Genomic DNA, 17,098 nt, shown 5'->3' on the forward strand with positions numbered 1-17,098 from the left:
AAACGTACACCCGGATCTTGCGTCCGGCTGTGGGACTTGGCGAGAAAGTGATCTGCCTTGTCGGTGCGATCTGAGCCTTGGAAAGGGTCGATGCGCAAATGTGGGGCGCAGCATACTGATTTTTTTGAGGAATTCCCAGCTTGGCGTGCGGGGTAGAGCTTTGCGGGAATGATTTTGTGTGGCCGCTTTGACCCTGTGGCGAGGGGGCTTGCCCCCGTTGGGGCGCGTAGCGTCCCTGAAGTGGGTAATCCCGAAGCACCGCATGTTCAGGTTTGCGACTGCTGCGCAGTCGAACGGGGCGGTGCGGCGTTCCGACAAGCCCCCTCGCCACATTGGATCCCAGGGCTTCGTATTTACAGGAACGGTACGGATGGTCTGCGTTTGTTGAGCGTGGACCACCAGAACACCCATCCCAATACCCTGATGTTCTGCTTGTCGATCTGTTCGGCATTGAAGATCTCATCCGGATACTCAGCCCTGTTGTGGCTGCGCAGCCGCAGCGCATTCCCGGGCATCCGGTGCAGGTACTTGATTCGCAACATCCCGTCATGTTCGATCGCATAGATCTCGCCATCGATAATCTGCGTAAGCCCGCGATCAATGGCGAGGGTAGAACCGTCTTCAATCTTTTCGGCCATGCTGTTGCCGATCATATGGGTGCAGATGGCATTGGCATGTTTGACTTCCAGGGAGTCGAGGTGGCTGTGGGGCAGGCGGATGGATTGGCCTGGGTCTTCGACGACGTGGGTTTTGTTGGAGCCTGGGGCGGTGGCGGTCTCTTTGAAGAAGGGCAGTTCGACGTCGATGGGCTCGATCACCGTGTAGATGCCCCGGATGGCCTGGGCGTCGAAGGTGTTGCCAGACTCGTCGAGCACACGCAGGCGCGAGGACTCTTTAGGGCCTTCGCCGGTTTTCAGCCAGTCACTGTTTACAGACAGAAGTCGGGAGACTTCTTCCATGCGATAAGCGGGCACACCACGGGTGTACCAGTTGTGGATATTTTGCGCTTCCGTGTCGAAGAAAGCGGCAAATCCTGTCGTTGTGATGTTGGCTGCTTCGAGGAGCGCTCTGAACCGTGGGCCGCTAGTGTTCTTTTTCATAAACACGAGTCTACGGGCGCAGGCTGGGGGTTTGAATAAACGACCCGTTCAAATTTCGAGGGAAATTTAAGACCGGATGTAAGACGCTTTTCGTAAAAAATAAACAGGCAAACACCCAGGCCGAAATGCTCAAAACTCATTGTTAAAAGCGTTCCAGGCAGGCACAAAAAACCCCGGATCAACCGGGGTTTTTCTTGAAGCGTGAGGCTAGAAACTAACCGTTGCTTCTCAGCCTTTGTAGGCGGCAACCGACTTGGTGATCGCGGCGCGGGCGGCGTCTGCGCCGTCCCAGCCTTCGATTTTCACCCATTTGCCTTTTTCGAGGTCTTTGTAGTTCGCGAAGAAGTGCTCGATCTGCTGGATCAGCAGGGCTGGCAGGTCGGTGTATTCCTTCACGTCCACGTACAGCTGGGACAGCTTGTCGTGTGGGACTGCGATGACTTTGGCATCGCCGCCGCCGTCGTCGGTCATGTTCAGGATGCCGACTGGACGCGCGCGGATCACCGAACCTGGAGCAACCGGGTAAGGAGTCACGACCAGCACGTCGAGGGGATCACCGTCGTCAGCCAGGGTGTTCGGGATGTAACCGTAGTTGGCCGGGTAGAACATCGGGGTGGCCATGAAACGGTCAACGAACAGGCAGTCGCTGTCTTTGTCGATTTCGTATTTGATCGGCGCGTGGTTGGCCGGGATCTCGATCGCGACGTAGATGTCGTTCGGCAGGTCTTTGCCAGCCGGAATCTTGCTGTAGCTCATTGGGCGGTGCCCCCGTTAGTTGACCAAAAACACTTGGCCGGATTGACCAAAAAGTGGCGGCGATTATAGGCATATTCCGCCACCGTTGCTATGTGCCAGAGGTCGTGTAGACCTTAGTCGTGAGCTTGATAGACCGGATCATTGGCCTGAAGTTGCCTAAGCCTTGCCAAGGGATCCTGCCGGTAAAACAGCCTCAACTGCTCGTAGACCTGTGGATAAGCCTCGTGCAGCAGATCCGGGGCGCTGAAGAAGTATTCGCTGGTGACCGCGAAGAACTCGGCGGGGTTTTCCGCGGCGTACGGGTCGATGGCGGTTTCAGCGTCCGGGTTGCGCTCCAGTTGCCGGTCGAGGTCGTCATAGGCTTCCTGCATGACCTTGGCCCAGTCGCTGACGCGCATGTCGGCGTGCAGCGGTGGCAGGCCATTGGCGGAGCCGTTGAGCATGTCGAGTTTGTGCGCGAGTTCGTGGATCACCAGGTTGTAGCCTTCCCAGCCACCGCTGGCCATCACGCCGGGCCAGGCGAGGATGATCGGGCCTTGCTGCCAGGCTTCGCCGCTGTGTTCGCCGTCCCATTCGTGTTCGACGCCGCTGGCATCGCGATGGCGCTGGGGGCTGAGGAAATCGTCGGGGTAGAGGATGACTTCGTGAAAGCCCTGATACCAGTTCAGATCACCCAAATGCATGAGCGGTAATTGGGCCTGGGCGGCGAGCAGCAGGCGCTGCTCCTGGTGGAGTTCGACGCCGGGCAGGGCGGTCAGGTGTTTGTCTTGCAGGAACAGCACGCTGGCTTCGCGCAGCCACTGGTCTTCGGCCGCGCTGATGCCATCGAGGAAGCTCAGGTGATGGCGCACCCGTTGCCACATGTCGTCGGCAATCGGATGCCTGGCCAGGGTGCGCCGGCGTCGCCAGGCGCTAAGGGACCACATCGTCAGTCAGCGGGGTTCGGCTTTGGACGCGCCATTAGCGAGACGGCTGCGGATTACGCCAATGATCATCGGTAGCAGCGACACCAGGATGATACCCACCACCAGCAGCGACAGGTTTTTCTTGATGAACGGTACGTTGCCGAAGAAGTAGCCGAGGGTTACCAAGCCACCCACCCAGAGGATGGTGCCGAATATGCTGAAGGCGAAGAAACGCGGGTAAGGCATTTTGCCTACGCCGGCGACGAACGGGGCAAAGGTACGGATGATTGGCATGAAACGCGCCAGGGTCACGGTTTTGCCGCCATGTTTGTCGTAGAAATCGTGGGTTTGTTGCAGGTAATCGCGGCGGAAGATTTTCGAGTTCGGGTTACTGAACAGCCGTTCGCCGACGGTGCGGCCGATCACGTAGTTGGTGCTGTCGCCGAGGATCGCCGCCAGCATCAGCAGGCCGCCCAGCAGTACCGGATCCATGCCACCACCGGCCGCCACGGCGCCCGCGATGAACAGCAGGGAATCGCCCGGCAGGAACGGCATCACCACCAGCCCGGTTTCGCAGAAGATCACCATGAACAGGATGGCGTAGATCCATGCTCCGTAGTTGTTCACCAGCATCTCGAGGTAAACATCGAGATGCAGAATAACGTCGATCGGGTTGAAATCCATGGAAAGCACCTGTGGTGATGGCCCGACTCAGCAGGCCTGTGCGGATAGCTTCGCGTAAGACTACAGCGGGGTGTGATTTTTCTTACGAGTCGTGAGGTGTGGGCATTATACGGGGTGAAAAGTGAAAAACGCGTCGAGTTTGTAGCGAGGAATGTCGATGTGTTACGGGGTTTGTCGGAAAAGGTCGCAGCCTTCGGTAGCACCTACAGGTTCGAGGTTGCCTCGGTCAATGCAGGCGCTGCCGAAGGCTGCGATCTTCTTGGTGACTTTAAAGTTCGTCACTGATCGGCAACACGTAGCTCTTGAACTCGGTGTCTTCCCTGAACCCGATGGATTCGTAGGTCTTCTGCGCGACTTCGTTGTTGCTGCTGGTGGAAACGCGCATGCGCACGGCATTGGTTTCCTTGGCCATTTTCTTCGCGGTGCGGATCAGGTTGTCGGCCACCAACTGGCGTCGGGCGTCTTCGGCGACGTAGATGTCGTTGAGGATCCATACGCGTTTGAGCGAAAGAGACGAAAAGCTCGGGTACAACTGACAGAAACCCAGCAGTTTGTTGTTGTCGTCATCGGCCAGGGCCAGGTAGATCACCGACTCTTTGCGCCGCAGGCGCTTTTCGAGGAACGCTCGGGACGAGTCCGGATACGGCAGGGAACCGTAAAACTCGCGATATTTGACGAACAACGGGGTCAGCAGGTCCAGGTGTTCGAGGGTCGCTTGAATAATCCGCATGGTAGGTCTCGTCTTCAAGTGGCTGTCTTACATGGTGACGGCGATAGGAAACCCTTGGCGGCCGTGCATCGATCCTGCCTTAAACCGGAATAGAAACGCAATGCGGAAACGGTTCAGGCATCCGGCGGGCTGAGTAGGAAATTACCTTTCAAACCTGCTCCTGTGTCCGACTCCAGCGTCTGAACCTGGGCTTCGTCCTTCAGACTGACCCCCGATAACTGCCGCCGACAGGCTTCGCGCATCAAATACAGCAAACGGTGTGCCGCCATGCCGTAACTCAAGCCTTCGAGCCGGACATTCGAGATGCAGTTGCGGTAGGCATCTGTCAGTCCGACCTTGGGATTATAGGTGAAATACAGCCCCAGGCTGTCTGGAGAGCTTAATCCAGGGCGTTCCCCGATCAGAATGACCACCATTTTTGCGCCCAGCAGCTCGCCAATCTCGTCAGCCACCGCAACCCGGCCTTGTTCCACCAGAATCACCGGCGACAGGGACCAGCCTTCGATAGCTGTCTGTTCTTCCATGCGTGCCAGAAACGGCAAGGTGTGGCGATGAACGGCCAGTGCCGAGAGACCATCGGCCACCACAACAGCCAGATCCACCCCGCCTGGATGGGCTCGCGCGTAATCACGCAGAGTCTGCGCTGACTCATCACTCAACTTGCGCCCCAAATCGGGGCGCTGCAAATAGCTGTTCCGATCCGTGGCGGCACTGTGCAGCAGCAAACTCTCACGCCCACGCTCGGTCAGTTGCGAACTGAGCGCCGAGTGATCGAAAGGCAGGTGCACCGCATCCCGGGCCTGGGCATGGGCGTACTGGAAGTCCAGTTGCGCGCTGGTCGGCATACTGGTGCCGGTGCGACCCAGTGCAATGCGCGCCGGGGTCAGGCGACGCAGTTCCAGCAACGGATTTTGCGGATCGACGGGGGGCTTATCCATATAAACACTCATCCCAGTTGCGCCAATGCCTGGCGGAACGCCGGTGGCAGGCTGTTGCCGAAGTGAATTTTGCCGTCCGCCTGGGTGAAGATGCCCATGTTCGCCAGCCACTGTTCAAACTCCGGCGCCGGTTTCAGGCCCAGGGTTTGCCGGGCGTAGAGGGCATCGTGGAACGAGGTGGTCTGGTAATTGAGCATGATGTCGTCGGAGCCGGGGATGCCCATGATGAAGTTGATCCCGGCTACACCCAGCAAGGTCAGCAGAGTGTCCATGTCGTCCTGGTCGGCTTCGGCATGGTTGGTGTAACAGATATCGCAGCCCATGGGTACGCCCAGCAGCTTGCCGCAGAAGTGGTCTTCGAGCCCGGCGCGGATGATCTGTTTACCGTTATAGAGGTATTCCGGGCCGATGAAGCCTACGACGGTGTTCACCAGAAACGGTTTGAAATGCCGTGCCACGGCGTAGGCGCGGGTTTCACAGGTCTGTTGATCGATGCCGTGGTGGGCGTTGGCCGACAAGGCACTGCCTTGGCCGGTCTCGAAATACATCAGGTTTTGGCCCAATGTGCCGCGATTCAGGCTCAAACCCGCGTCGTAGCCTTCCTGTAAAACGTTGAGGTTGATGCCGAAACTGGCGTTGGCCGCTTCGGTGCCGGCAATTGACTGGAACACCAGGTCCAGCGGAACCCCGCGATTGACTGCCTCGATGGAGGTGGTGACGTGGGTCAGCACGCAGGCCTGTGTCGGAATATCGTAGCGCTGGATGATCGCGTCGAGCATTTCCAGAATGGCGCAGATCGAAGCGATGCTGTCGGTGGCCGGGTTGATGCCGATCATCGCGTCGCCGTTGCCGTACAGCAGGCCGTCGAGAATGCTGGCGGCGATGCCGGCCGGTTCGTCGGTGGGGTGATTGGGTTGCAGGCGCGTCGAGAGCCGGCCGCGCAGGCCCAGGGTGCCGCGGAACTTGGTGACCACGCGGATTTTCTGCGCCACCAGCACCAGATCCTGCACGCGCATGATCTTCGACACGGCGGCGACCATTTCCGGGGTCAGGCCGGGGGCGAGGGCGCGCAGGCTTTGTTCATCGGCGGCTTCGCTGAGCAGCCAGTCGCGGAAACCGCCGACGGTGAGGTGGCTGACCGCTTTAAAAGCCTGTTTGTCGTGAGTGTCGATGATCAGTCGGGTGACCTCATCGGCCTCGTAAGGGATCAGCACTTCCTCCAGGAAGTGGGCCAGCGGGGTGTCGGCCAGGGCCATCTGCGCGGCCACCCGCTCGCCATCGTTGAGGGCGGCAACGCCGGCCAGAAAGTCCCCGGAGCGCGCCGGGCTGGCTTTGGCCATGACCTCCTTGAGGCTGTCGAAGCGGTAGGTCTGGGCGCCGACGGTATGGGCAAATACGGCCATGGGACGGTGTCCTCCTGATTCAATAAATATCTCAAATGCACCACTAAAACCCCTGTGGGAGCGGGTTCTGGTGCACTTCAATAGGGCGGGCGCCGGGAGTCAGCCCGGCGCCGGTGCATTTCAGACGCCTTCGAGCATCGCATCTGCCGGCGCATCGGCGCGTTGCTTGGCGGTCAGTTGGAAATACAGGTAACCGGCCACCATGAAACCGAGGAACACACAGCCGATCAGCGCGTTGAACCAGGCCATCGCCACCAGGCACACCACCGCCAGAAACAGCGCGATCCCCGGTACGATCGGGTAGCCCGGCGCGCGGAAGGTGCGCTCCAGGTTGGGTTCGGTTTTACGCAGTTTGAACAGGCTCAGCATACTGATGATGTACATCACGATGGCGCCGAATACCGACATGGTGATCATTGCAGCCGTCAGCGTCATGCCTTGCAGGTTGACCAGGCCGTCGCTGTAGATCGCCGCGATGCCGATCACGCCGCCCGCCAGGATCGCCCGGTGCGGGGTCTGGAAGCGCGACAGTTTGGCCAGGGAAGCCGGCAGGTAACCGGCGCGAGCCAGGGCGAAGAACTGCCGCGAATAACCCAGAATGATCCCGTGGAAGCTCGCCACCAGGCCGAACAGACCGATCCACACCAACATGTGCATCCAGCTCGAGTTGTTGCCGACCACGGCTTTCATCGCCTGAGGCAGCGGGTCGTTGATGTTCGACAGTTGGCGCCAGTCGCCGACACCGCCGGCCATGACCATCACGCCGATGGCGAGGAACACCAGGGTCAGAATGCCGCTGACGTAAGCCTTGGGAATCGTGCGTTTCGGGTCCTTGGCTTCTTCGGCGGCCATGGCTGCGCCTTCAATAGCGAGGAAAAACCAGATCGCGAACGGGATGGCCGCAAAGATGCCGGGAATCGAGGCCATGCTGAATTCATTGGCGCCCGACCAGCCGTTGAGCACGAAGTTACTGAAGCTGAAGCCCGGTGCGACCACACCCATGAACACCAGCAATTCGGCGACGGCGAGCACGGTGACCACCAGTTCGAAGGTGGCCGCGATGCTGACGCCGAGGATATTCAGGGTCATGAACACGAAATAGGCGCCAACAGCGGCGATCTTCGGGTCCAGTTCCGGGTATTGCACATTGAGGTAGGCGCCGATGGCCATGGCAATTGCCGGTGGCGCAAAGACGAATTCGATCAGGGTGGCGATGCCGGCGATCAGTCCGCCTCGCTCGCCGAAGGCTCGGCGGCTGTAGGCAAACGGCCCGCCAGCGTGGGGAATGGCGGTGGTCAATTCGGTGAAACTGAAAATGAAGCAGGTGTACATCGTCGCCACCATCAATGCGGTGACGAGAAAACCCAGGGTACCTGCGGTGCCCCAGCCATAACTCCAGCCGAAATACTCGCCGGAAATCACCAGGCCGACGGCAATGCCCCATAGATGCAGGGTGCCGAGTGTGGGTTTGAGCTGTGTAGTAGAAGTCATAAGTCCTCTCTGTCTTTTTTATTGTTTGATCTGTTGGACTTTCGGGTGTGGCGTTCAGGTGTAGAGCGGGCACGCAAAGCCCATGCCAGACCGGCAGGGCGATGAAGGAGGGTTTAAGGACACCATCGCGGGCTTGCCCGCGATGGCCTTCTGAAGGGCGACACAGAAATACCTGTATCGCCCCCGGTTTTTAGAAGAAGCCCAACGGGTTGATGTCGTAGCTCACCAGCAGGTTTTTGGTCTGCTGATAGTGATCGAGCATCATTTTGTGGGTTTCACGGCCGACGCCGGACTTTTTGTAACCACCGAACGCGGCGTGTGCCGGGTACAGGTGGTAGCAGTTGGTCCACACGCGACCGGCCTTGATGGCGCGGCCCACGCGGTAGGCGCGGTTGATGTCGCGGGTCCAGAGGCCGGCACCCAGGCCGAACTCGGTGTCGTTGGCGATGGCCAGGGCCTCGGCTTCGTCCTTGAAGGTGGTGATGCTCACCACCGGGCCGAAGATTTCTTCCTGGAACACGCGCATTTTGTTGGTGCCCTTGAGCAGGGTCGGCTGGATGTAATACCCGGTCGCCAGGCTGCCCTCGAGTTTTTCCACCTTGCCACCGGTCAGCAGCTCGGCGCCTTCGCCCTTGGCGATGTCCAGGTACGAAAGGATTTTATCGAATTGCTGCTCGGACGCCTGGGCGCCGACCATGGTGTCGGTGTCCAGCGGGTCGCCACGCTTGATCTGCAGGACTTTTTTCATGACAACTTCCATGAACTCGTCGTAGATCGACTCCTGTACCAGGGCGCGGGACGGGCAGGTGCAAACTTCGCCCTGGTTGAAGAATGCCAGCACCAGACCTTCAGCGGCTTTCTCGATGAAGGACGGTTCGGCCTGCATGACGTCTTCGAAGAAGATGTTCGGCGACTTGCCTCCCAACTCCACGGTGGACGGAATGATGTTTTCGGCGGCGCATTTCATGATGTGCGAGCCGACTGGAGTCGAACCGGTGAAGGCGATCTTGGCGATGCGTTTGCTGGTGGCCAGGGCTTCACCGGCTTCTTTGCCAAAGCCTTGCACCACGTTGAGCACGCCAGGTGGCAGCAGGTCGCCGATCAGTTCCATCAGCACGGTAATGCCCAGCGGGGTTTGCTCGGCAGGTTTGAGGACAATGCAGTTACCGGCGGCCAGGGCCGGAGCGAGTTTCCAGGCGGCCATCAGAATCGGGAAGTTCCACGGGATGATCTGCCCGACCACGCCCAGCGGTTCATGGATGTGATAGGCCACGGTATTGCCGTCAATCTCGGCGGCGCTGCCCTCCTGGGCGCGGATGCAACCGGCGAAGTAGCGGAAGTGGTCGGCGGCCAGCGGGATGTCGGCGTTGAGGGTTTCACGCACGGCCTTGCCGTTGTCCCAGGACTCGGTGATCGCCAGCAGTTCCAGGTTCTGTTCGATGCGATCGGCGATTTTCAGCAGCACCAGCGAGCGTGCCTGGGCGGACGTGGCGCCCCAGGCATCGGCGGCGGCATGGGCGGCGTCCAGGGCTTTTTCGATGTCTTCGGCAGTGGAGCGTGGGAATTCGGCGATCGGTTGGCCGTTGACCGGCGAAGTATTGGTGAAGTACTGACCTTTGACAGGCGCGACGAACTCGCCGCCGATGTAGTTACCGTATTTGCTCTTGAACGAAACGATAGCGCCTTCAGTGCCTGGGTGAGCGTAACGCATGATGGGTTTCTCCTTGGCTTTTGTGCTTATAAGGGAGGACGCGCCAGAGCGCGGTAACAAGCGTAGAGCAAAGGTTGGGCCACCGCCTTGCAGGTCAGTTAAATCAAGGACTTGTGTGTTTTTTGTCGGACGGCTGGGCGGGGCTTGTGACGCTTGCGGTACAACCCGTGTGACACTTTGTACCGCTTGTGGCACAACCTGTGACCGATGGGTCTTGCCAGCATTGCAATGCGTCGATGGCTGGAGGATGCTGGGCCTCAAATGGCCCACAGGTAATCCTCTGTGGCGAGGGAGCTTGCGTGGTGAGGGGGCTTGCCCCCGTTGGGCAGCGAAGCAGCCCCCAAACCATTCACCTCGATTTACCAGATACACCGCATGCTCAGGATTTACGACGGCTGCGCAGCCGAACGGGGGCAAGCCCCCTCGCCACAGGAAGTGGTTATAGGTAGGCACTCACCTATCGGGGAGAATAATAAGAAATGCACGACAACCATTTGAGTCGCCATGCCCAGCAAGTGTTGACCGTGACCCAGGGTAAGTCCCACCTGCACGGTCCCGGCAGCGATCCGTCCATTGCCCGCTCCTGGCTGCGTTGCCTTGAGGACTATCACCTCGACCCGGCCCTGACCATGGCGCCGACGGTGCTGGAACATGCCCGCATCCTGGAAAGCCGCGAACGCTTGCAGCAAGTGCTGCAGATCGCCGGCAACGAAATGACCAGCCTCCACCAGCAACTCTCCGGCGCCGGCCACGCAGTGTTGCTGACCGACGCTCGCGGGGTGATCCTCAACTGCGTCACCGCGCCCGCCGAACGAAAGATTTTCGAACGCGCCGGCCTTTGGCTTGGCGCCGACTGGAGCGAAGCCTGCGAAGGTACCAACGGCATCGGCACCTGCCTGGTGGAGCGCCAGTCCCTGACCATTCACCAGGACGAACACTTTCGTGGCCGCCACACCGGCCTGACCTGCTCGGCAAGCCCGGTGTTCGACCCTCATGGTGAACTGTTGGCGGTGCTTGACGTGTCTTCGGCGCGTCATGAGGTTTCGCGGCAGAGCCAGTTTCACACCATGGCCCTGGTCAATCTGTCGGCGAAGATGATCGAGAGCTGTTATTTCCTGCGTTACTTCGACAATCAATGGCTGCTGCGTTTTCACTTGCAGGCCGAATCCGTCGGACTGTTCAGCGAAGGGCTGCTGGCGTTCGACGGGGAAGGGCGGATCTGTGCGGTCAACCAGAGCGCGCTGAATTTGCTGGGGCATATTCGTGGCGGGCTGTTGGGCCAGCCGGTGGAGGCGTTTTTCGACTGCTCGCTGAATGAGTTGCTCGGCCGCGCGAGCGCCAATGCCAGCGCCAGTTGGCCGTTGCGCACCCGCGACGGGCGCCGTCTGTTTGCCGTGTTGCGCGGGCAGCCGCGCAGCATTCCTGCACCCGTGGTGCAACGCCCGGCAGTGGCCGAGCGTCCACGGCTGTCGGGTATTTGCCTGGGCGATGCCGCGTTGCAGGAAGACTTCCGCAAGGCCTTGCGGGTGTTCGAACGGGACGTGCCGTTGCTGATCAACGGCGAAACCGGCTCAGGCAAGGAGGCTTTCGCCAAGGCCGTGCATCAGGCCAGTCAACGGGCGGAAAAATCGTTCGTCGCCCTCAATTGCGCGGCGATCCCCGAAAGCCTGATCGAAAGCGAGTTGTTCGGCTATCGCGGCGGCAGCTTCACCGGTGCCCGCAAGGAGGGCATGCGTGGCAAGTTGCAGCAGGCCGATGGCGGAACTTTATTCCTGGATGAAATCGGTGACATGCCGCTGAGCATGCAGACCCGGCTATTAAGGGTGCTGGAAGACCGTCAGGTGGTGCCGATTGGCGGCGAGCCGGAATCGGTCAATGTGCGGATCATCAGCGCCACTCACCGTAACCTGCTCGAAAGGGTGCAGGACGGCAGTTTCCGCGAGGATTTGTATTACCGGCTCAATGGGCTGGAAGTCGCATTGCCAGCGTTGCGCGAGCGCACGGATAAATCACAGTTGCTCGACTTTCTGTTGGCCGAAGAGGCGGGCGGGGAGACGGTATTGATTGATGCAGCGGCGCGGCAGGCCTTGCTGGATTTTGCCTGGCCGGGGAACGTGCGGCAGTTGCGCAATGTGCTGCGGACCCTGGCGGCGTTGTGTGACGGCGGTCGGATCGGGCTGGAAGATTTGCCGGCGATGATTCGTCAGGCCCGGCCGGTGACGGTGGCGACGATTGAAGCGCCGTCCGAGTATCCGCTGGACGATGCCGAGCGGTTGGCGTTGCTCAACGCACTGGAACAGCAGCGCTGGCACATGACCCACACCGCCGAACAGTTGGGTGTGAGCCGCAATACCCTCTACCGGAAGCTGCGCAAACACGGTATCGCCCGATAAGCGTTTTTGTGGCGAGGGAGCTTGCTCCCGCTGGGTTGCGAAGCAGCCCCAAAACCAGCCAACGTGGTGTATTAGCCGGATCACGGCTGCCAACGTTACGACTGCTGTGCAGCCGAGCGGGAGCAAGCTCCCTCGCCACAAAAAAATGCGCTCGATCAGCCAAGCGGTTGTGTCACGTTCAGCTAAAGAGTGCGATTTTCCCCTCCCTACGCTAACCTGCGGCCATGTTTTACGAGGTCGACTATGCACATTCATATTCTTGGTATTTGCGGCACTTTCATGGGTTCGATGGCGGTTCTGGCCAAAGAGCTAGGCCATCATGTGACCGGCTCCGATGCCAACGTCTATCCGCCGATGAGCACTCAGCTGCAAGCCCAGGGCATTGAGTTGACGCAAGGTTACGACCCGGCGCAGCTCGATCCGGCCCCGGACCTGGTGGTGATCGGCAATGCCATGTCCCGCGGCAACCCGGCGGTCGAGTACGTGTTGAACAAAGGCCTGCCGTACGTCTCCGGCCCGCAATGGCTGGCCGATCACGTGCTGCAAGGCCGCTGGGTGCTGGCGGTTGCCGGCACGCATGGCAAAACCACTACCAGCAGCATGCTCGCCTGGGTCCTGGAACACGCCGGCATGAGCCCGGGTTTCCTGATCGGCGGAGTGCCGCAGAATTTCTCGGTGTCGGCGCGTCTGGGCGATACGCCGTTCTTCGTGATTGAAGCCGACGAATACGACAGCGCATTCTTCGACAAGCGCTCCAAGTTCGTTCACTACCGCCCGCGCACGGCGATCCTGAACAATCTGGAGTTCGATCACGCGGACATCTTCCCTGATCTGGCGGCCATCGAGCGACAGTTCCACCATTTGGTGCGGACCATTCCGAGCGAAGGCCTGGTGATCCATCCGACCACCGAGCCGGCCTTGCAGCGCGTGATCGAGATGGGCTGCTGGACTCCGGTGCAAACCACCGGCGCCGGCGGTCAATGGCAGGTCAAACTGCTCAGTGAAGATGGCTCGAAGTTCGAAGTGATGTTCGAAGGCGTGGCTCAAGGCGTGGTCGAGTGGGACATGACCGGTCAGCACAACGTCGCCAACGCCTTGGCCACCTTGGCCGCCGCGCGTCACGTCGGCGTCGTGCCGTCGATGGGCATCGCGGCACTGAGCGCGTTCAAAAGCGTGAAGCGCCGGATGGAAAAAGTCGCGGAAGTCCGTGGCATCACCATTTACGACGACTTCGCCCACCACCCGACCGCCATCGCCACCACCCTCGACGGTTTGCGCAAGCGCATCGGCGATGCGCCGCTGATCGCGATCATCGAGCCGCGCTCCAACTCCATGAAGCTCGGTGCTCACCGTGATGGCTTGCCGGAAAGCGTAGTCGATGCCGATCAGGTGATCTGGTATTCGCCGGCCAACCTCGGTTGGGACCTGGGCGCCACGGCGGCGTTGTGCACCGTGCCGTCGATTGTCAGCGATTCGCTGGAAGGCATCATCGAGCGGGTGAAGAGCCAGGCCCAGCCCGGCACTCACGTGGTGATCATGAGCAACGGCGGCTTCGGCGGCCTGCACGGCAAACTGGCCGAGGCGCTGCAATGAACAATGGTCCGGAACGCATCACGCTGGCGATGACCGGCGCTTCGGGCGCTCAGTACGGCTTGCGCCTGCTCGACTGCCTGGTGCGTGAAGACCGCGAGGTGCACTTCCTGATTTCCAAGGCCGCGCAACTGGTGATGGCCACCGAGACCGATGTCTCGCTGCCGTCAAAGCCGCAGATGATGCAAGCCTTCCTCACTGAATACACCGGCGCCGCCGCTGGGCAGATTCGGGTGTACGGCAAGGAAGACTGGATGTCGCCGGTGGCATCGGGCTCCGGCTCGCCGGCGGCGATGGTGGTGGTGCCGTGTTCCACCGGAACCTTGTCGGCTATCGCGACCGGTGCCTGCAACAACTTGATCGAGCGGGCGGCCGACGTGACGTTGAAGGAGCGCCGCCAGCTGATTCTGGTACCGCGCGAGGCGCCGTATTCGAGCATTCATCTGGAGCACATGCTCAAGCTGTCGAACATGGGCGTGACGATTCTGCCGGCATCGCCAGGCTTCTATCATCAGCCGCAAACCATTGATGACTTGATCGACTTCGTCGTGGCGCGAATTCTCAATCTGCTGAACATTCCGCAAGACATGCTGCCGCGCTGGGGTGAACACCATTTGAGCAGTGATGAATAAGCTGCTGATCATTCTGCTGGCGGTGCAACTGGCGGGCTGCGCCACGGCGCGCACCCTCGATGCCGCCAAACCTGGGGCGCCGGTGGTGTATTCGGGGACGCGTCTGGATTTGTATGCAATGAACGGCGGTTGCTGCGCCAAGGACAGATTTGGCGCAGAAGCGCCGAGTTATCCCGGTGTTGATCTGCCGGCCAGTGCGTTGCTCGACACGCTGCTGTTGCCGTTGTCATTGTTGACGGTTTTAGGTGTTGGGTTTCAGGCGACCGGAGGGTTGTAAGGGTAGCTGCGCCCCCTCGCGGTCCGATGTCGACCTGAAATTACTTGCCTAACTTGCGCAACTCATCCGACTCGACAATCCGTACGCCATCCTGCTCTTCCAGCGCCAGGCGCCACATGGCGCGGGCCAGTTGGCAGGCTTCGATGCCGTGGTATTTGCCCGGAATCAATTTCGACAACGGACCGGCAACCCGTTCGGCCAGTCGCGGCTCGGCGCGATCGCCCAGCAACAGCGAAGGCCGGCAGATGGTCAGCTGCGGCCAATTCTGCGCGCGCAATGCGTGTTCCATCTCGCCTTTAACCCGGTTGTAGAAAATCGGGGATCTGCGGTCGGCCCCCAAGGCACTGATCACGATCAGGTGCCGTGCGCCCATTTCCCGGGCACGTTTGGCGAAGGCCACGACCATGTCCAGGTCCACCGCGCGAAACGCTTCCTCGGAGCCGGCTTGCTTGATCGTGGTGCCAAGGCAGCAGTAGGCGACGTCGACGCGACCGTTCAATTGCGGCAGAAACACAGTCGGGTCACCGACCGGGTTTTCCAGGTGAGGATGTTCGGCCAGTGGCCGGCGTGAGGGGGCCAATACGCGTGCGATCGTTGGCTCGTTGAGCAGACGGTCAAGCAAATGTTCACCGGTTAACCCGGTAGCTCCGGCAAGCAATACATGCTGAGGCGTCAAGTACATAGTTATTCCCCCTTGATACTGTTCAGCTTAGTTGCTCTTTTCATCCTTGCTGATAGAGACACTTTGCAATGCCTTTCGTGCCTGCTGCTTGCGTAACAATTGCCAATGGGCAAGCACGGCTTTCGGCGCCCAGATCTGTGGTTCGGAAGCTTCGAAGCTGTCGGCCAGCTCACGCTCGGCCACGGTGGCGCTGGCCCGTTTGAAGGCTTGCTCCAGATCGTCGGTCTGGTTCAGCGCCTGGGCGAACAGTGCGTCGCCGAAATAGGTGAAGTTGGCTTCTTCCGAGCACCCGAAGGACACCCGGTCGGCGCGCGAGGCGGTCATGATCAGGGTGTGTTCATCCTTGAGGGCAGGGATGAAGCCGCCGGAATAACAGGACGAAATCACGATAATCTTGTCGCGCTTCTTCAGGGGCGCGAGGACGGCGGCGAGTTCGTCGGCCGGCAGGTCGGCCAGCTCCATGCGTGGCTGGTCGAGTACCAGCTCGTGTTCACTGGAGCCATGGCTGGTCAGGTAAATGAACAGCAAGTCCTCCGGACCACTGCGCTCGGCCAGGGTCTGGGCGGCGCGGCGCAGGTTTTCCCGGGTGGCCATCGGCCGGTCGCCGAGGTGGTCGCGATGGTTGACCAGACGAATCTGGCCGAAAGCGCCGAAACGGCTGGCGAGCATGTTGGCGACGTAGTCGGATTCGCGCAGGAACACGCTCTGCTTGCCGTCACCGCCCAGGGTCAAGGTGTACAGTTCGACCGCCGGAGTCGAGGCCGGCACGTTGGCCAGTGCTTCGTCGAGCAAGCGGCCCTGGGCCAGCAAGCCGAGTTCCAGGGTGTCGGGCAGCAGCTTGCCGTCGGCGTCGCGCACGCGCTGGCTGTTGATCCAGGTGCCGCTCAGCACTGTGCCATCGGTCAGTACCAACGTGCCTTTGCCCTGATAATTGTCGCCGTCGAACTGGCCGATATAGAAACTGCCATCGGCCAGGTTCAAGCGGCCCTGGCCGGTGAAGCGCCAGTCGCTGAACTGACCGATGTAGTGACTGCCATCGGCGCCGATCAACTCGCCCTTGCCGTTCAGCACGCCTTCCTTGAACTGACCGATCCAGACATCGCCATCGGCGTTTTCGTAGCGGCCTTTGCCATGCAGTTGATTATTCTTGAAACCGCCGACGTAGATATCGCCATCGGCGCTGTTGAAAGTACCGTTGCCTTCCAGTTGGCCATCGACGAAATGCCCGGTGAACTGATTGCCGCTGGCATCGCTGCGCTGGCCTTCGCCGTTGGGTTTGCCGTGGGCGAACTGACCCTGGTACTGGCTGCCGTCTTCAAGTTCCAGACGACCGAGCCCTGAATATTGGTCGGCCTTGAATTCGCCACGATAGGTCATGGCGTTTTCTTTGAGGGTGCCTTCACCGTCCCGTCGACCGGCCTTGAAACCGCCGGTGTAGCTGCTGCCGGTGGTGGTCAGCGTGCCCTGGCCGTCGAACAGCCCCTGCTGGAACTGCCCGCGATAGACCTCGCCGTTGCTGCCGTGCCATTCGCCCTGGCCATGCCATTGGCCTTTGTCGAAGTGACCGGCGTACCAGCTGCCGTTCGGGTAATCGATGCGACCCTCGCCTTGCAGCAAGCCGTTGACCAGATCACCACGATAGCGTCCGCCGTCCGGCAGGCGGGCGTCGGGGGGCAACAGCGATTCGCCATCGCCGCAAGCGGTGAGCATCAGAGTCAGGGCAAGGAGTGCAAGTGAGCGCATAGCGGGATCCGGGCAATTAGGCGACGGAGTATGCCGCAGCTATGTGTCGCATTTATAGAGACA

At 60.4% G+C, this 17,098-nt stretch carries 15 protein-coding genes; 4 read left to right on the forward strand and 11 right to left on the reverse strand.

The features are described from left to right. Positions 1 to 353: 353 nt before the first annotated feature. The 9 genes from JUI81_RS19185 to JUI81_RS19225 all read right to left on the reverse strand — a co-directional run bounded on the left by JUI81_RS19185 (position 354) and on the right by JUI81_RS19225 (position 9,718). Positions 354 to 1,100: a helix-turn-helix transcriptional regulator gene (locus JUI81_RS19185; RefSeq protein WP_204124830.1), complete on the reverse strand. Its 747-nt coding sequence runs from the start codon at positions 1,098 to 1,100 to the stop codon at positions 354 to 356. A gap of 228 nt (positions 1,101 to 1,328) precedes the next feature. Then, the gene (ppa, locus tag JUI81_RS19190; protein ID WP_007933577.1) at positions 1,329 to 1,856 is read right to left on the reverse strand and encodes an inorganic diphosphatase; all 528 of its coding nucleotides are present in this window, start codon (positions 1,854 to 1,856) and stop codon (positions 1,329 to 1,331) included. 113 nt (positions 1,857 to 1,969) lie between these two features. After that, a complete protein-coding gene (locus JUI81_RS19195; protein WP_204124831.1) occupies positions 1,970 to 2,782 on the reverse strand; it encodes a zinc-dependent peptidase in 813 nt (270 codons plus the stop codon). Positions 2,783 to 2,788: 6 nt separating this feature from the next. Continuing rightward, positions 2,789 to 3,445, reverse strand: a complete 657-nt coding sequence (locus JUI81_RS19200; RefSeq protein WP_096479485.1) for a DedA family protein — start codon at positions 3,443 to 3,445, stop codon at positions 2,789 to 2,791. 268 nt (positions 3,446 to 3,713) lie between these two features. Next, a complete protein-coding gene (locus tag JUI81_RS19205; protein ID WP_028938831.1) occupies positions 3,714 to 4,175 on the reverse strand; it encodes an N-acetyltransferase in 462 nt (153 codons plus the stop codon). Between the two features lie 113 nt (positions 4,176 to 4,288). After that, positions 4,289 to 5,113, reverse strand: coding sequence for an ethanolamine ammonia-lyase subunit EutC (gene eutC, locus JUI81_RS19210; protein ID WP_204124832.1), 825 nt, complete (start codon positions 5,111 to 5,113; stop codon positions 4,289 to 4,291). Positions 5,114 to 5,121: 8 nt separating this feature from the next. Then, a complete protein-coding gene (locus tag JUI81_RS19215; protein ID WP_018925735.1) occupies positions 5,122 to 6,516 on the reverse strand; it encodes an ethanolamine ammonia-lyase subunit EutB in 1,395 nt (464 codons plus the stop codon). 120 nt (positions 6,517 to 6,636) lie between these two features. Continuing rightward, entirely contained in the window at positions 6,637 to 8,007 is a 1,371-nt protein-coding gene (gene eat / locus JUI81_RS19220; RefSeq protein ID WP_019581359.1) for an ethanolamine permease, read from the reverse strand. Positions 8,008 to 8,197: 190 nt separating this feature from the next. Continuing rightward, on the reverse strand, positions 8,198 to 9,718 hold the full coding sequence (locus JUI81_RS19225) for an aldehyde dehydrogenase family protein (protein ID WP_018925737.1): 1,521 nt from the start codon (positions 9,716 to 9,718) through the stop codon (positions 8,198 to 8,200). Between the two features lie 479 nt (positions 9,719 to 10,197). Here JUI81_RS19225 and JUI81_RS19230 point away from each other — a divergent pair, with 479 nt between their 5' ends. From JUI81_RS19230 to JUI81_RS19245, 4 genes are all read left to right on the forward strand, one after another. Further along, entirely contained in the window at positions 10,198 to 12,111 is a 1,914-nt protein-coding gene (locus JUI81_RS19230; protein ID WP_204124833.1) for a sigma-54-dependent Fis family transcriptional regulator, read from the forward strand. Positions 12,112 to 12,354: 243 nt separating this feature from the next. After that, positions 12,355 to 13,704, forward strand: coding sequence for a UDP-N-acetylmuramate:L-alanyl-gamma-D-glutamyl-meso-diaminopimelate ligase (mpl, locus tag JUI81_RS19235; protein WP_086945943.1), 1,350 nt, complete (start codon positions 12,355 to 12,357; stop codon positions 13,702 to 13,704). Then, a complete protein-coding gene (ubiX, locus tag JUI81_RS19240) occupies positions 13,701 to 14,333 on the forward strand; it encodes a flavin prenyltransferase UbiX (RefSeq protein ID WP_007937469.1) in 633 nt (210 codons plus the stop codon). Before mpl ends, ubiX begins: the two co-directional genes overlap by 4 nt. Further along, the gene (locus JUI81_RS19245; RefSeq protein WP_028938834.1) at positions 14,326 to 14,610 is read left to right on the forward strand and encodes a YceK/YidQ family lipoprotein; all 285 of its coding nucleotides are present in this window, start codon (positions 14,326 to 14,328) and stop codon (positions 14,608 to 14,610) included. The genes ubiX and JUI81_RS19245 overlap by 8 nt, the downstream gene beginning before the upstream one ends. Before the next feature lie 40 nt (positions 14,611 to 14,650). On the opposite strand, the gene JUI81_RS19250 is transcribed toward JUI81_RS19245, so the two are convergent. Further along, positions 14,651 to 15,292: an oxidoreductase gene (locus JUI81_RS19250; RefSeq protein ID WP_019650883.1), complete on the reverse strand. Its 642-nt coding sequence runs from the start codon at positions 15,290 to 15,292 to the stop codon at positions 14,651 to 14,653. A gap of 27 nt (positions 15,293 to 15,319) precedes the next feature. Continuing rightward, positions 15,320 to 17,035 carry a C13 family peptidase gene (locus tag JUI81_RS19255; RefSeq protein ID WP_018925743.1) on the reverse strand — a complete coding sequence of 572 codons (1,716 nt, stop codon included), beginning with the start codon at positions 17,033 to 17,035 and terminating at the stop codon, positions 15,320 to 15,322. Between the last annotated feature and the right edge of the window lie 63 nt (positions 17,036 to 17,098).

It is taken from the genome of Pseudomonas sp. 008 (assembly GCF_016861935.1).
Classification (GTDB): Bacteria; Pseudomonadota; Gammaproteobacteria; order Pseudomonadales; family Pseudomonadaceae; genus Aquipseudomonas.

Excerpts from the sequence above, each read along its gene's own strand:
- ubiX (WP_007937469.1), top strand. The coding sequence starts at position 13,701 with ATGAACAATGGTCCGGAACGCATCACGCTGGCGATGACCGGCGCTTCG.
- JUI81_RS19245 (WP_028938834.1), top strand. The coding sequence starts at position 14,326 with ATGAATAAGCTGCTGATCATTCTGCTGGCGGTGCAACTGGCGGGCTGC.
- JUI81_RS19225 (WP_018925737.1), bottom strand. The coding sequence starts at position 9,718 with ATGCGTTACGCTCACCCAGGCACTGAAGGCGCTATCGTTTCGTTCAAG.
- JUI81_RS19195 (WP_204124831.1), bottom strand. The coding sequence starts at position 2,782 with ATGTGGTCCCTTAGCGCCTGGCGACGCCGGCGCACCCTGGCCAGGCAT.
- JUI81_RS19205 (WP_028938831.1), bottom strand. The coding sequence starts at position 4,175 with ATGCGGATTATTCAAGCGACCCTCGAACACCTGGACCTGCTGACCCCG.
- ppa (WP_007933577.1), bottom strand. The coding sequence starts at position 1,856 with ATGAGCTACAGCAAGATTCCGGCTGGCAAAGACCTGCCGAACGACATC.
- JUI81_RS19255 (WP_018925743.1), bottom strand. The coding sequence starts at position 17,035 with ATGCGCTCACTTGCACTCCTTGCCCTGACTCTGATGCTCACCGCTTGC.
- JUI81_RS19250 (WP_019650883.1), bottom strand. The coding sequence starts at position 15,292 with ATGTACTTGACGCCTCAGCATGTATTGCTTGCCGGAGCTACCGGGTTA.
- JUI81_RS19200 (WP_096479485.1), bottom strand. The coding sequence starts at position 3,445 with ATGGATTTCAACCCGATCGACGTTATTCTGCATCTCGATGTTTACCTC.
- JUI81_RS19230 (WP_204124833.1), top strand. The coding sequence starts at position 10,198 with ATGCACGACAACCATTTGAGTCGCCATGCCCAGCAAGTGTTGACCGTG.
- mpl (WP_086945943.1), top strand. The coding sequence starts at position 12,355 with ATGCACATTCATATTCTTGGTATTTGCGGCACTTTCATGGGTTCGATG.
- JUI81_RS19215 (WP_018925735.1), bottom strand. The coding sequence starts at position 6,516 with ATGGCCGTATTTGCCCATACCGTCGGCGCCCAGACCTACCGCTTCGAC.
- eutC (WP_204124832.1), bottom strand. The coding sequence starts at position 5,113 with ATGGATAAGCCCCCCGTCGATCCGCAAAATCCGTTGCTGGAACTGCGT.
- JUI81_RS19185 (WP_204124830.1), bottom strand. The coding sequence starts at position 1,100 with ATGAAAAAGAACACTAGCGGCCCACGGTTCAGAGCGCTCCTCGAAGCA.
- eat (WP_019581359.1), bottom strand. The coding sequence starts at position 8,007 with ATGACTTCTACTACACAGCTCAAACCCACACTCGGCACCCTGCATCTA.